Source organism: Enterococcus thailandicus, from assembly GCF_001886265.1.
GTDB classification, from domain to species: Bacteria; Bacillota; Bacilli; order Lactobacillales; family Enterococcaceae; genus Enterococcus_B; species Enterococcus_B thailandicus.
Map to the genome: position 1 here is coordinate 14,792 of NZ_JXLE01000020.1, position 13,670 is coordinate 28,461.

The 13,670-nt window shown below is 38.9% G+C and carries 13 protein-coding genes; 1 reads left to right on the forward strand and 12 read right to left on the reverse strand.

The window, feature by feature from the left end:
- Positions 1-17: 17 nt before the first annotated feature.
- The 8 genes from purH to purC are packed head-to-tail and all read right to left on the reverse strand — an operon-like array spanning position 18 to position 8,532.
- Entirely contained in the window at positions 18-1,553 is a 1,536-nt protein-coding gene (purH, locus tag RV17_RS11545) for a bifunctional phosphoribosylaminoimidazolecarboxamide formyltransferase/IMP cyclohydrolase (protein ID WP_071869281.1), read from the reverse strand.
- A complete protein-coding gene (gene purN, locus RV17_RS11550; RefSeq protein WP_067481190.1) occupies positions 1,550-2,128 on the reverse strand; it encodes a phosphoribosylglycinamide formyltransferase in 579 nt (192 codons plus the stop codon). The genes purH and purN overlap by 4 nt, the downstream gene beginning before the upstream one ends.
- Entirely contained in the window at positions 2,125-3,168 is a 1,044-nt protein-coding gene (gene purM / locus RV17_RS11555) for a phosphoribosylformylglycinamidine cyclo-ligase (RefSeq protein ID WP_071869282.1), read from the reverse strand. The genes purN and purM overlap by 4 nt, the downstream gene beginning before the upstream one ends.
- Positions 3,169-3,190: 22 nt before the next feature.
- Positions 3,191-4,630 (reverse strand): amidophosphoribosyltransferase, encoded by a 1,440-nt coding sequence (purF, locus tag RV17_RS11560; RefSeq protein ID WP_071869283.1) that lies wholly within the window; start codon positions 4,628-4,630, stop codon positions 3,191-3,193.
- Positions 4,615-6,837, reverse strand: a complete 2,223-nt coding sequence (gene purL / locus RV17_RS11565) for a phosphoribosylformylglycinamidine synthase subunit PurL (RefSeq protein WP_071869284.1) — start codon at positions 6,835-6,837, stop codon at positions 4,615-4,617. The genes purF and purL overlap by 16 nt, the downstream gene beginning before the upstream one ends.
- Complete coding sequence (purQ, locus tag RV17_RS11570) at positions 6,838-7,515, reverse strand: phosphoribosylformylglycinamidine synthase subunit PurQ (protein WP_071869285.1); 678 nt, start codon at positions 7,513-7,515, stop codon at positions 6,838-6,840.
- A gap of 1 nt (position 7,516) precedes the next feature.
- Complete coding sequence (purS, locus tag RV17_RS11575; protein ID WP_067481176.1) at positions 7,517-7,771, reverse strand: phosphoribosylformylglycinamidine synthase subunit PurS; 255 nt, start codon at positions 7,769-7,771, stop codon at positions 7,517-7,519.
- Positions 7,772-7,815: 44 nt separating this feature from the next.
- Complete coding sequence (gene purC / locus RV17_RS11580; protein ID WP_071869286.1) at positions 7,816-8,532, reverse strand: phosphoribosylaminoimidazolesuccinocarboxamide synthase; 717 nt, start codon at positions 8,530-8,532, stop codon at positions 7,816-7,818.
- Positions 8,533-8,788: 256 nt separating this feature from the next.
- Between purC and RV17_RS11585 the strand changes: the two genes are divergently transcribed.
- Complete coding sequence (locus tag RV17_RS11585; RefSeq protein WP_067481170.1) at positions 8,789-9,160, forward strand: hypothetical protein; 372 nt, start codon at positions 8,789-8,791, stop codon at positions 9,158-9,160.
- A gap of 124 nt (positions 9,161-9,284) precedes the next feature.
- Here the strand turns inward: RV17_RS11585 and purB are convergent, their stop codons facing one another.
- From purB to RV17_RS11605, 4 genes are all read right to left on the reverse strand, one after another.
- Positions 9,285-10,580: an adenylosuccinate lyase gene (purB, locus tag RV17_RS11590; RefSeq protein ID WP_067481167.1), complete on the reverse strand. Its 1,296-nt coding sequence runs from the start codon at positions 10,578-10,580 to the stop codon at positions 9,285-9,287.
- A 13-nt stretch (positions 10,581-10,593) separates the two neighbouring features.
- Positions 10,594-11,715: a 5-(carboxyamino)imidazole ribonucleotide synthase gene (gene purK, locus RV17_RS11595; protein WP_172843728.1), complete on the reverse strand. Its 1,122-nt coding sequence runs from the start codon at positions 11,713-11,715 to the stop codon at positions 10,594-10,596.
- Complete coding sequence (purE, locus tag RV17_RS11600; protein ID WP_256869131.1) at positions 11,708-12,190, reverse strand: 5-(carboxyamino)imidazole ribonucleotide mutase; 483 nt, start codon at positions 12,188-12,190, stop codon at positions 11,708-11,710. The genes purK and purE overlap by 8 nt, the downstream gene beginning before the upstream one ends.
- Positions 12,191-12,362: 172 nt before the next feature.
- On the reverse strand, positions 12,363-13,670 hold the full coding sequence (locus RV17_RS11605) for a nucleobase:cation symporter-2 family protein (RefSeq protein WP_071869287.1): 1,308 nt from the start codon (positions 13,668-13,670) through the stop codon (positions 12,363-12,365).

The window sequence follows — 13,670 nt, forward strand, 5'->3', positions numbered from 1 at the left end:
TCCTTTTCCACTAAATTTTAATGTCTAAAATGACGTACATTAGTAAAGACCATCGCAATGTCATAATGATTAGCCATATCAATTGAAGCCTGATCTTTGATACTTCCACCCGGCTGAATGATGGCCTTAATCCCATGTGTTGCAGCATATTCAACAGAATCATCCATTGGGAAAAACGCATCACTAGCCAATACTGCACCTTCTAGTTTTTCACCTGCTTGTTCAATCGCTATCTTGACAGAACCCACACGATTCATTTGTCCTGCACCTATCCCCACAGTTTGGTGTTCATTTGCAACAACGATAGCATTGGATTTAACATGCTTCACCGCTTTCCAAGCAAATGCTAATGCCTCCATTTGTTCCATTGTGGGTTTCTTTGCTGTCACTACAGTCCAGTCTTCTTCATGTTCCATTGCTAAATCTTGATTTTGAACTAATAAACCACCTAAAACAGAAACTGTTTCATCAACTATGCTGGCTGTTCTTTGTTCAAAACTGATTGTTAAAATACGCAGATTTTTCTTTTTCTTCAAAACTTCTAGTGCAGCATCAGTGAATCCCGGGGCAATAATGATTTCTAAAAATAGTTCATGCATTTTTTCCGCAGTAGCTACATCCACCTCACGATTCAAAACAATAATTCCGCCAAAAATCGAGACTGGGTCTGCTTCAAACGCGTAATTCCAAGCTTCAAAAATCGTTGGTGCCGTTCCAATGCCACACGGATTCATATGTTTCAACGCAACAACTGTTGGTTCATCATACTCTCGGGCAATTCTTAGCGCTGCATCTGCATCACGAATATTGTTGAATGAGAGTTCCTTGCCATGTACTTGTTTTGCTGCAGCAATCGAATATTCTTCCGGTAAAGCAGATTGATAAAAAGCTGCTTCTTGATGACTATTTTCGCCGTAACGCAAATCTTGTTTTCGCTCATACGTCAACGTTAATTTTTCTGGTTCTTTTTCATCCACCATCTCTGTCAAATATTGAGCAATTAACGCATCGTAAGCAGCCGTATGGCGAAAGACTTTCGCTGCTAGACGTTTTCGAGTGGCTAACTGAGTTTCCCCGTGGGCTTCTAATTCTTGGAGTACCAATGAATAATCTGCCGGATCAACGATTACTGTGACAAATTCGTGATTTTTAGCACCACTTCGCAACATACTTGGGCCACCAATATCAATATTTTCAATTGCCTCTTGTTCAGTTACTTCTGGTTTTAAAATGGTTTCCTTAAATGGGTAAAGATTCACACAAACAAAATCAATTGGCAAGATTTCACCGCGCGCCATGTCTTCCATATGTTCAACGACATCTCGGCGCCCTAAAAGTCCACCGTGAATCTTCGGATGCAAGGTTTTCACTCTGCCATCCATCATTTCTGGAAAACCAGTGACCTCATCAATAGAAATTGTTTTGACACCTGCTTGATCTAATGCTTTTTTCGTTCCACCTGTTGAGATAATTTCGATATTATTAGCAATCAAGCCTTTTGCAAAGTCAACAATCCCTGTTTTGTCTGATACACTAATCAACGCTCTTGTCATTTTAAATAGCCTCCATTTTTGATCATTTCTTCGACGATTTCTGGATAAATTCGATGCTCGACTGCATGGATTTTTTGTTCAAGAATTTCCAAGGTATCTGTTGGCTCAATCTCGACTTTTTCTTGGCGAATGATTGGGCCTGTATCGACACCTGCATCAATTAAATGAACAGTCACACCCGTGGTTGCCACTCCTGCTTCATATGCATCACGAATCCCGTGCAATCCGGGAAAATTCGGTAATAACGAGGGGTGAATATTCACAATTTTATTTTCAAATGCTGTCAGTAAAGTAGGCCCCACAATTCGCATGTAGCCAGCCAAAATAACCAAATCAATTTTTCGTTCACGCAACTGCCGTAGTATCTCCTGTTCATACGCTACTTTATTTGCAAAATCTTTTGGCGAAAACTGACTAGCAGGAACGCCCAATTCTTCTGCCCTTTGTAGCACATACGCCTCTGGCTGGTCACAAAATAACCAGTCAAACGTGACAGCTAGCTTTTTTTCTCTTAGATTCGTTACCAAAGCTTGAAAGTTACTTCCATTACCCGAAGCAAAAATGGCTAACTTCATGCCGTTTCTCCAGTGAAAATAATTTTCTGTGTGTCTTCTGGGACAATTTCACCGATTTGGTAAAAAGTCTCTCCTTGCTCTGCAAAAGCAGCCGTGACCTCAGCTACTTTTTCTGGTGAAACAGCAACGACCATTCCAATCCCCATATTAAAAATTTCATACATTTCCGAAGAGGACAGCTTTCCATAGCTTTGTAAACAATCAAAAATTGGTAAAATCGGCCAGCTTCCTAGTTGAATATTTGCGCTGACTCCAGCTGGCAACATTCGGGGAATGTTCTCTACAAAACCACCACCGGTAATGTGCGCACAGCCTTTCAATAGATTTTTTTTGATCAATGGTAAAAGACTTGCAACATAAATTCTTGTTGGAACTAATAAACTATCAGCTAATGTTTCATTTAATTCCGGCAAAATACTAGCAGTTGTGAGTTGATGTTCTTCAAAGAAAATTTTCCGTACTAACGAATACCCATTTGAATGAATCCCACTTGAAGGTAATCCTAATAAAATATCTCCATGTTCAATCAACGCTCCAGTAATCAGTTGTGATTTTTCAGCAATCCCAACGGCAAAACCGGCTAAATCATAGTCGTCTCCTTGATACATTCCTGGCATCTCAGCCGTTTCTCCGCCAATCAGCGCCATATTTGCTTGAACGCAACCATTTGCTACACCTGCAACCACTTGCTCTAATTTTTCTGGTTGGTTCTTTCCAGTAGCTAAGTAATCTAGGAAATAAAGAGGCTCTGCCCCTTGGGCTAAAATATCATTCACACACATTGCGACACAATCAATGCCAATCGTATCATGTTGACCAGCTTCAATTGCTACTGCTAATTTTGTTCCAACGCCATCCGTTCCCGAAACTAAAACAGGTTCTTTGACATCAAACAACGAAAGATCAAAACAACCACCAAAACCGCCTAGCGCGCCCATTACACCAAGACGTTCCGTTTTTTTGACATGTTTTTTGATTCGTTCAACAACTTCATAACCAGCTTCGACATCCACGCCAGCTTTTGCATATGCATTTTTCATGCGATGATTCACTCCTTTATTATTAGAAAAACGAAACTTTTTCTTTTAGAGATGCTTGGTATTTCTCCTCATAATCATATAAAGGAGTTGGATAGTCACCATTAAAATAAGCCATACATAATCCTGAATAAGGCGCTTCTTCTTTTAACCCAATGGCAGTAATCAAACCTTCCTCACTAAGGAATTCTAAAGAATCTGCACCAATACATTGCCGAATTTCTTCGATACTATGATTAGCAGCAATCAATTCTTTCCTCGTTTGAATGTCGATTCCGTAAAAACAAGGATATTTTAGGGGTGGAGAAGCAATTCGAACATGGACCTCTTTCGCCCCAGCTTCTTTTAATAGCCGGACGATTCGTCGACTTGTCGTACCACGTACAATTGAGTCGTCTACCATCACGATTTTTTTACCTTCTACTACTCCTCGAACAGCTGATAGTTTCATACGCACACCTTGTTCGCGTAACTCTGGTGTAGGTTGAATGAAGGTTCGCGCAATATATTGGTTTTTTACTAAACCAATTTCATAAGGAATTCCACTAGCTTCAGCATACCCACTGGCAGCTGACAAAGAAGAATTGGGGACACCTACCACCATATCTGCCTCGATTGGTGCTTCTTCCGCTAGATTTTTACCCATATTTTTTCGAGCAGTATGGACATTGACCCCATTGATATTCGAATCTGGTCGTGCAAAATAGATATACTCCATTGAACAGATTGCTAGCTGTGTATCTTGTGTGTACGTTTCAATTCTTAGTCCTTCATCGTTGATTATCACTACTTCTCCGGGATGCACATCACGGAGAAATTCTGCACCAACTACTTCTAAAGCACAGGTTTCAGAGGCAACGACATAAGCACCATTTTTCATCTGTCCAATTGCTAATGGACGGAACCCATTAGGATCAAGCGCCGCAATCATTGCGTCTTCTGTCATTAGTAAATACGCAAAACCGCCTTTTACTTTGTTCAAAGATGCTTTTAATTTTGCTAAAAATGTTTCTTCGTCACTTCGACGTATCAAATGCATTAAAATTTCTGTATCCGAATTTGAATGAAAAATGGCTCCATCTTGCTCTAATTCTTTTCGCAAAGAGCGAGCATTGGTCAAATTACCATTGTGGGCTAAGCCAACTGAAACATCATAAAACTTGAATAAAAATGGTTGGATATTATCGACACTTCCATTTCCCGCAGTCGCGTAGCGCACATGACCAATTGCTGCATTTCCTGTTAATTGAGTTAATTTTCGTTGATCTTTGAATACTTCTGATAATAAACCAAGATCGCGATGCCCATGAAGTTTGCCTTCATCATTCGAAACAATCCCCGCACCTTCTTGGCCACGATGTTGTAGGCTATGCAAGCCAAAATAAGTAACACTTGCTGCATCCTGATGTCCCCAGACACCAAAAATCCCACATTCCTCATTCAAACTTTTTACTTCATAAGACATGGAATAGCTTCCTCCCAGCTTGCTTTAGCCATTTGAGTTGTTAGATTGATTTCGCCATCAACTGCTTGCATTCGCAATTGAGAATCAGCTGTTACTTCACCAAGATGGTAAGCCTGTTCTCCTGCTAATTGTTCAAAAGCTGTCTGATTTTTCGAATTGATTGACACCACAAATCGTGATTGTGTTTCCGAGAAAAGTTCCGCAACAGTCAACTCGACTTGTACTTTAACACCTAATCCATTCGCAAAAGCAGCTTCTGCAATGGCAACCGCCAGGCCACCTTCAGAACAATCATGAGAACTAGCTACCAAGCCTTGTTGAATAGCAGCTAACATTAAGTCTTGATTTTTCTTTTCAACTGCTAAATCAAAGTTAGTTAACTGACCTTGAATCGTTCCTGTCAAAAGCTTTTGAATCTCGCTCCCATTAAAATCATTGCCTGTTTGGCCAATAACATAAATTTGATCTCCTGCTTGCTTAAATTCCTGCGTAGTAATCTGCTCATGCGATTCAATCAAACCTACCATACCAATCATCGGAGTTGGATAGATTGCCTTGCCATCTGTTTCATTGTAAAGTGACACGTTTCCAGAAATAACTGGTGTTTCAAAGGTACGACAAGCTTCTGCTATTCCATCTGCCGAGTGCCAAAGCTCCCAAAAAACTTCAGGCTTATCCGGTGAACCATAGTTCAAGCAATCTGTAATTGCTAAAGGTTTTCCACCGCTAGCAACAATATTTCGTGCTGCTTCAGCAACTGCAATCTGACCACCGATTTCTGGATTTAAATAAAGGTATCTTGCATTACAATCAGTTGTCATTGCTAAAGCTTTTTTCGTTCCGCGGATTCGTAAAACAGCTGCATCACTTCCCGGACGAACAACGGTATTTGTTTGAACTTGAGAGTCGTACGTTTCATAAATTGACTTCTTTGAAGCAATTGTTGGTTGCGCTAATAACGATAAGAGTGTTTCGTTTGGGTCGCCAATGACAGGCACATATGCTGGCATTGTTCGAAACTCCGCCATTCTCGCTGGTTCTTTTCTTGGCTTATCGTAAACTGGCGCATCTTCTGCCAAAGCATCAACTGGTAAGTTGGCTACTTCATTTCCATGATGATATAAACGATATTGGCCATCATCTGTTACCTTTCCAATTGTTACAGCATCTAAATCATATTTTTTGAATAACGCTTTTACTTCTTCCTCTGCACCAGCTTTGACGCAAATTAACATACGTTCTTGAGATTCAGATAACATCATTTCATAAGGAGACATGTCTGTTTCTCGTTGGGGCACATCATCTAGCGTTAAAATCAAACCTGATCCTGCTTTGGAAGCCATTTCTGAACTGGATGATACCAATCCCGCAGCACCCATATCTTGGATACCTACTAAAATTTCTGCATGTTTCAGAATCAACTCAAGGCAGGCTTCCAACAACAATTTTTCCATGAAAGGATCACCAACTTGAACAGCAGAGCGTTGCTGTTCTTCTTCTTGACTAAACTCCTCTGAAGCAAATGTTGCACCATGGATACCGTCACGACCTGTTTTAGCTCCGACATACATAATAGAATTTCCGACACCTGATGCCTGACCTTTTTGAATATCTTTATGGTCAATCAACCCAACACACATCGCATTGACTAATGGATTCCCTTCATAACAAGCATCAAAAGCAATCTCGCCACCAACTGTTGGGATACCAATACAATTACCATAGCCACCAATTCCCGCAACTACTTCATCAAGTAAATATTTTGTGCGTGAATTATTCAGCTCACCAAAACGTAAAGAGTCAAGCAACGCAATTGGTCGTGCACCCATGCTGAAAATATCACGAATAATCCCGCCAACTCCAGTTGCTGCACCTTCATAAGGTTCTACAGCAGAAGGATGATTATGACTTTCTGCCTTAAAAACGACTGCTTGCCCATCACCGATATCCACAATCCCAGCTCCTTCACCAGGTCCTTGCAAAACGTTCGGTCCAGTAACCGGAAATTTTCGTAGAACAGGTTTGGAATTCTTATAAGAACAATGTTCACTCCACATAACAGAAAACAGACCTGTTTCAGTATAATTAGGCATTCTACCCAATATATCTTCTTCAATCATGCGGTATTCTTCATCAGACAAACCCCATTCAGTGTAGATTTTCTGCTCTTTGATTTCTTGTGCTGTTGGCTCCATCATTGTTTTCATCTAAACAGTCACCTTCCCGAAGTTTTTGATCATTGATTGAAAGAAACGTTTTCCGTCTTCTGAACCTAATAACTGCTCCATCGCACGTTCAGGATGAGGCATCATTCCCAGAACATTTCCAGCTTGGTTCGTAATTCCTGCGATACGTTCCACACTGCCATTGATATTTTCTTCTTCATACGTAAAAACGATTTGATTATTTTCCTTTAGTTCACGTAACGTTTCTTCGTCACAAAAATAATTTCCTTCACCATGAGCGACTGGCAATTGAATCACTTCACCCTCACGATATTCTGAGGTAAACGCCGTTTGATTATTTGCAACTCTTAACGGAACTGTCTTGCAAATAAATTGTAACGACTCATTTCTGCGTAGAACACCAGGGAGTAATCCTGCTTCAGTTAAAATTTGGAATCCATTACACGTTCCAAATACTGGTTTGCCTTCTTCAGCAAAACGAATCACTTCTTGCATAATTGTCGAAAAGCGAGCAATTGCTCCACAACGAAGATAATCACCGTAAGAAAAACCACCAGGAAGTAATACACCGTCAAATCCAGAAAGTGAATCTTCATCGTAACGAACATAGGTTGCTTCCACACCCATAATTTCTTGCACAGCCCACAGCATATCTGCATCACAGTTTGAGCCAGGAAAAACAATCACTGCAAACTTCATGCTAAACTTCCTCCATTTCCTCAATTTCGTAACGATATGTTTCCATGTTGACATTCGCTAATAATTTGTCACAAATTTGTTCAATCGTTTCTTCAACCGATGCCTGTGATGGTGCAACTTGAATTTCAAAGTATTTTCCCATACGAATTTCTGTAATCTCTTCATAACCCATTCGATGCACTGCATGTTTTACCGCTTCTCCTTGTGGATCTAATACAGAATCTTTATACGTCACATAAACTTTTACAAAATACATTTGTTTTTCTCCTTTAAAAGTAAGTTTTTAAGTAGCAATGATTATTAGAATGAATAATTGTTCAACCGAGTCAACACTTCTTGATAAACTGGAACCAAATTACCGATTTTTCGACGATACACATCTTTATCCATATGCTCATGAGAGTCACTATCCCATAAACGGCAAGTATCAGGAGAAATCTCATCAGCAAGTAAGATTTTTCCATCTGCTAAACGACCAAACTCTAATTTAAAATCAATCAACTGTAAGTCGATACCCGCAAATAATTCCTGTAAAGCTTCGTTGACTTGTAAGGCGATCAACTTGATTTCTTGAATTTCAGCTGGTGTTGCAAGTTCTAAGAATGCAATGTGTGCTTCATTGATAAACGGATCATCTAACGAATCATCTTTATAATAAAATTCGATGATTGGTCCAGGTAACAAGGTTCCTTCTGGTACCGCTAATCGTTTGGAGAAGCTTCCCGCTGCAAAATTTCTGACAACTACCTCCAAAGGAATCACTTCGACTTTTTTTACTAATTGTTCGGTTTTTGACAAAATATCAATGAAATGATTGTCAATTCCTTTTTTTGTTAAGTATTGGAAAATTCGGCTAGTGATCTGATTATTTAATTCACCTTTTCCTTGAATTTGGTCTTTCATGACCCCATTCAATGCAGTTGCTTGATCAAGATATTCAACCCAAATCACTTGTTTGTCCTCTGTTGCAAACATTTTTTTTGCTTTTCCTTCGTATAACAATTCCGCTTTCTCCACAAGTCTCTCTCCTTATAAACTTACATTTAATTGATAAACAGTTGTTTTTGTTCGTTTTTTCACTTTTGATTTTAACAACACTTTTTAGGTAAATCAACCAACTACTGTACATTATTAGCATTAGAATCATCTAATGTTCGCTTTTAGACAATCAATGTGTAAAAACACCCTTAACCGAAGCGTTTACATCAGAAAAACTTAATGGTATAGTAAACGTGTGATTACCATGTATGTTTATTCAAGGAGGCACTAGCATATGGAAGATTCAACTTATACTGCACAACAATTCCTTTCTGAACTAACACCAGAAGAACGTGCTCGCTTATACAACGATTTATTGGGTATCAAAGATGTTTATCTGTGCAATAAAGATACAAGCTTTTATACTTTCCGAAAAATTCGCCGTGCAACGAAACGTCATGCTGAATGCCGGAAAAAAACTGCACACTATCAAACGAATTCCAATCATGAGTTGTTAATCAATCAAATTCATGAACAAAAAGTATTCAAAAATCAATATCGTATCCAAATCGTGTTTAACACTCAAGAATACAATTATGATTTCATTGATTATTTACTCAATCTGCTTCACTCGCTTCATTTTACAAATACGCAAGCACTTGCGTAAGTAATCAGCGAATGTTCTACTAACTGAAAAAAAACAAAAGAGGTCTGCCAGATCAGTGGCAAACCTCTTTATTTATTTACACAAAAAAACGCTACAGCATTTTTTGCTGTAGCGTTTCATCGACTTATGCCAAGCCAACACGTTCAAAAATTGCGTCGACATTTTTTAAATGGTAGTGATAGTCAAATGCATCTTCAATATCTTCTGCTGATAACACAGAAGTGATTTTAGTATCGTTTTCCAATAAAGGACGGAAAGCTGTTTGCTCATCCCACGCTTGCGCAGTTTTTGGTTGAACTAAATCATACGCTTCTTCACGAGTCATGCCTTTATCAATTAATTTTAACAATACTCTTTGACTATAAATCAAGCCAAATGTAGCATCCATATTACGTTTCATATTTTCTGGGAAGACCGTCAGATTCTTCACGATATTTCCAAAACGATTCAACATATAATCCAAAAGGATCGTTGTATCAGGTAAAATAATTCGTTCAGCAGATGAATGAGAAATATCTCTTTCATGCCATAAAGAAACATTTTCGTACGCAGTAACCATATGTCCACGAATCACTCTCGCCAAACCAGACATGTTCTCCGACCCAATTGGATTGCGTTTATGTGGCATTGCAGAAGATCCCTTTTGCCCTTTAGCAAAAAATTCTTCGACTTCACGCGTTTCTGATTTTTGCAACCCACGAATTTCCGTTGCAAATCGTTCAATACTCGTTGCAATCAATGCCATTGTTGCAAAGTATTCAGCGTGTAAATCGCGCGGTAAAACTTGGGTTGAGATTTCTTGTGGTCGAATGCCTAAATTTTCACAAACATATTCTTCAATGAATGGTGGAATATTCGCAAATGTTCCTACTGCACCAGAAATTTTTCCAGCTTCTACACCTTTAGCTGCATGTTCAAACCGTTCAATATTCCGTTTCATTTCAGAGTACCAAGTAGCTAATTTCAAGCCAAATGTCGTTGGTTCAGCATGAACCCCGTGTGTCCGCCCCATCATGACTGTATATTTATGTTCTTTTGCTTTTTCACCAATAATTTCTGTGAATCGTTTTAAGTCTTCACGCAAAATATCATTCGCTTGTTTGATTAAATAACCATAGGCAGTATCAACAACATCTGTACTTGTTAACCCATAATGTACCCACTTACGTTCTTCGCCAAGTGTTTCAGATACTGCACGCGTGAAAGCTACAACATCGTGGCGTGTTGATTTTTCAATCTCTAAAATTCGATTGATATCAAATGAAGCATTTTCCCGGATTTTTTTCACATCTTCTTTAGGAATATCGCCAAGTTCTGCCCAAGCTTCATCTGCTAAAATCTCAACCTCCAACCAAGCTTGATATTTATTTGTTTCTGTCCAGATATTTCCCATCTCAGGTCGTGTATAACGTTCTAACATTTAACTTTCTCCTTTAGTCCCAAATGTTGGTTTGATAGATTTCTTCTAGCGTTTCATGCGTATCTTCAGTCAAAATAGTGATATGTCCCATTTTACGCCCTTTTTGCGCTTGACTCTTACCGTAGAAATGGAATTGCCAATCTGGTTTTTTCTCAATTAAACGATAGCTTTCTAGCAGCTGTTCACCTAACACATTGACCATGACAGCATCACTTAGCAACCGAATCTTACTTAAAGGCCAACCACAAATACCACGAATGTGTGCATCGAATTGACTCATTGAACAAGCTTCAATTGAATAGTGTCCAGAATTATGTGGTCTTGGTGCTAACTCATTGACATATAAACCACCTGTCTTAGTCAAAAACATTTCGACACCTAAAACACCAGAGAGGTTCACTGCTTTTGCTACTACTTTTGCGATTCGCTCAGCTTCCTCGACTACTTCAGCAGGTACACGAGCTGGTGCAATTGTTTCATGCAAAATATTATTTCGGTGAACATTTTCTACCACAGGAAATGTTGTGTACTCTCCTTGACCGTTGCCAGCCACCATGACAGAAATTTCTTTTTCAAAAGGAATCCAAGCTTCCAACACACAAGTTCCTTTACGTAATAAGTCCATTGCTGGTGCTAAGTCAGCTCGGCCATACAATACACATTGGCCTTTGCCATCATACCCACCGCGTGTCGTTTTTAAAACACAAGGGTAACCAATTCCGTCGATTGCATCTTGAATATCTGTTGGACTAACAATTGTTGCATAAGGTGCAATCACAATATTATTTGTTTCTAAAAATGATTTTTCTAGTAGGCGGTCTTGCGTAATTGCCAACAAGTCCGTACCTTGTGGAATAAATGATTTTGGTAAAATAGCATTAAGTGCTTCCACACTTACATTTTCAAATTCATAGGTAATGACATCTGTTCGTCTAGCAAGTTCTTCTAACGCAAAAGTATCATCATAGGAACTTTCGATATGCCAATCAGCCACTTGAGCTGCTGGGCAACCACTAACAGGATCTAATACACCTACTTTAAAGCCCATTTCTTTTGCACTAATTGTCATCATCCGACCTAATTGACCGCCGCCGACAATACCAATCGTTGATCCAGGCAGTAATGGTTTAACCAAGTTGATCACTACTTTCTATAACAGTTTCAGCCATCATTGAACGTCTTTCAGCCAATTTAGCTTCCAATTCTAAATCATACATTGAAAGCATCTGTACCGCAAGTAGTCCGGCGTTAATTGCGCCAGCTTTTCCAATTGCTGTTGTTGCTACTGGCACACCACCTGGCATTTGAACAATCGATAATAACGAGTCTAAACCATTTAATGTTCGTGATTGAACAGGAACACCAATCACTGGTAGTGTTGTCTGCGCAGCAACCATTCCGGGTAAATGGGCTGCACCACCTGCGCCTGCAATAATTACTTTAATTCCTCTTTCTCTTGCTTCTTTCGCAAATTGAAACATTAAATCTGGCGTGCGATGCGCTGACACAACTTTTTTTTCATAGGCAACACCAAATTCATCTAACATGTCACAAGCAAATTTCATAGTTTCCCAATCCGAAATACTTCCCATAATGACTGCAACTTCCACGATTTTTTTCCCCTCTCTGCTACAATACACTCATATTTTAACAAGTGAATTTTCCAACGTCAAACAAAAATCGAATATTAATTAACGATACAACAATAACGTTCGTGTTTATTTTTTTGAACAAAAAAATAAAAGTAACAAAAAATATTTTCTGCTACTTTTATTTTCACTTTTATTTTTCGAATGCCTCTTCAATAATTGCTTCATCCTCTTTGATTCCATTAAAAACCAAATTCAAGACAATAGCTGTAATACTGCTCATAACAATTCCGTTACCAGTGAACATTTGAATTGTTTCAGGAAGCTGTCCAAATAAAGACGGCATGATGTTGAAACCTAATCCAAAACCAATTGAAACAGCAACAATCAATAAATTTTTATCATTATCAAAATCAACATCTAACAACATACGAATTCCTTGAACAGCCACCATTCCAAACATCACTAACATTCCGCCACCAAGTACGGGTTCAGGAATGATTTGGGCAATAGCACCAATTTTTGGAAATAGACCTAAGATAATCAAGAATGCAGCCGAAAAGTAAATTGGTTTTCTTGTTTTGATTCCGGATAACTGAACTAGCCCAACATTTTGAGAAAAACCAGTATAAGGGAATGTGTTGAAAATACCACCAAGAATAACTGCCAGCCCTTCCGCACGATAACCTTTTTTCAGCTCTTCTTCGCCAACTTTTTTACCAGTAATATCGCCAAGTGCAAAGTAAACACCTGTTGATTCAACCATACTAACAATCGAAATAATAATCATTAGCAAAATAGACCAGATATCAAATGTTGGTTTTCCAAAATAAAATGGTTGTGGTACATGGAACAATGGCGCTTGACCAATTGCCTCTAAGTTAATCATTCCCATCAAGCCAGCTAATACGCTCCCGCCAACTAAACCAATCAATACAGCAATTGAACGAATAAATCCTTTGCCAAGCATTTGGACACCAACAATCAATCCAATCGTTACAAAAGCCAACAATAGATTAGTTTTGTCACCAAAATTTGTTGCAGCAGCACTACCGCCACCCATTTTTTCAATTGCCACAGGGATTAAGGTCAAGCCAATGACTGTAATAACAGTTCCTGTTACAAGCGGTGGAAATAATTTTTTGATTTTAGAAAAGAAGCCTGCAGCTAATACCACAAAAATCCCAGATGCGATGATTGAACCATAGATTGCACCAACACCCTTATCTGTACCAATCAAAATCAACGGAGCTACTGCTTGGATTGCACAACCCAAAACAACAGGCAAACCAATTCCAAAGAAACGATTGACAGTCAGTTGTAGTAAAGTAGCTAACCCGCACATAAAAATATCAATTGAAATCAAGTAAGTCATTTGTTCTTGATTAAAACCAAGACCTGTTCCTATTAGTAATGGCACTGCAACTGCACCTGCATACATTGCTAATAGATGTTGTAACCCTAAGACTGCTGCTTTTCCATTTTGCGTTTCTTTTTCCAA

Excerpts from the sequence above, each read along its gene's own strand:
- purH (WP_071869281.1), bottom strand. The coding sequence starts at position 1,553 with ATGACAAGAGCGTTGATTAGTGTATCAGACAAAACAGGGATTGTTGAC.
- purN (WP_067481190.1), bottom strand. The coding sequence starts at position 2,128 with ATGAAGTTAGCCATTTTTGCTTCGGGTAATGGAAGTAACTTTCAAGCT.
- purM (WP_071869282.1), bottom strand. The coding sequence starts at position 3,168 with ATGAAAAATGCATATGCAAAAGCTGGCGTGGATGTCGAAGCTGGTTAT.
- purF (WP_071869283.1), bottom strand. The coding sequence starts at position 4,630 with ATGTCTTATGAAGTAAAAAGTTTGAATGAGGAATGTGGGATTTTTGGT.
- purL (WP_071869284.1), bottom strand. The coding sequence starts at position 6,837 with ATGAAAACAATGATGGAGCCAACAGCACAAGAAATCAAAGAGCAGAAA.
- purQ (WP_071869285.1), bottom strand. The coding sequence starts at position 7,515 with ATGAAGTTTGCAGTGATTGTTTTTCCTGGCTCAAACTGTGATGCAGAT.
- purS (WP_067481176.1), bottom strand. The coding sequence starts at position 7,771 with ATGTATTTTGTAAAAGTTTATGTGACGTATAAAGATTCTGTATTAGAT.
- RV17_RS11585 (WP_067481170.1), top strand. The coding sequence starts at position 8,789 with ATGGAAGATTCAACTTATACTGCACAACAATTCCTTTCTGAACTAACA.
- purB (WP_067481167.1), bottom strand. The coding sequence starts at position 10,580 with ATGTTAGAACGTTATACACGACCTGAGATGGGAAATATCTGGACAGAA.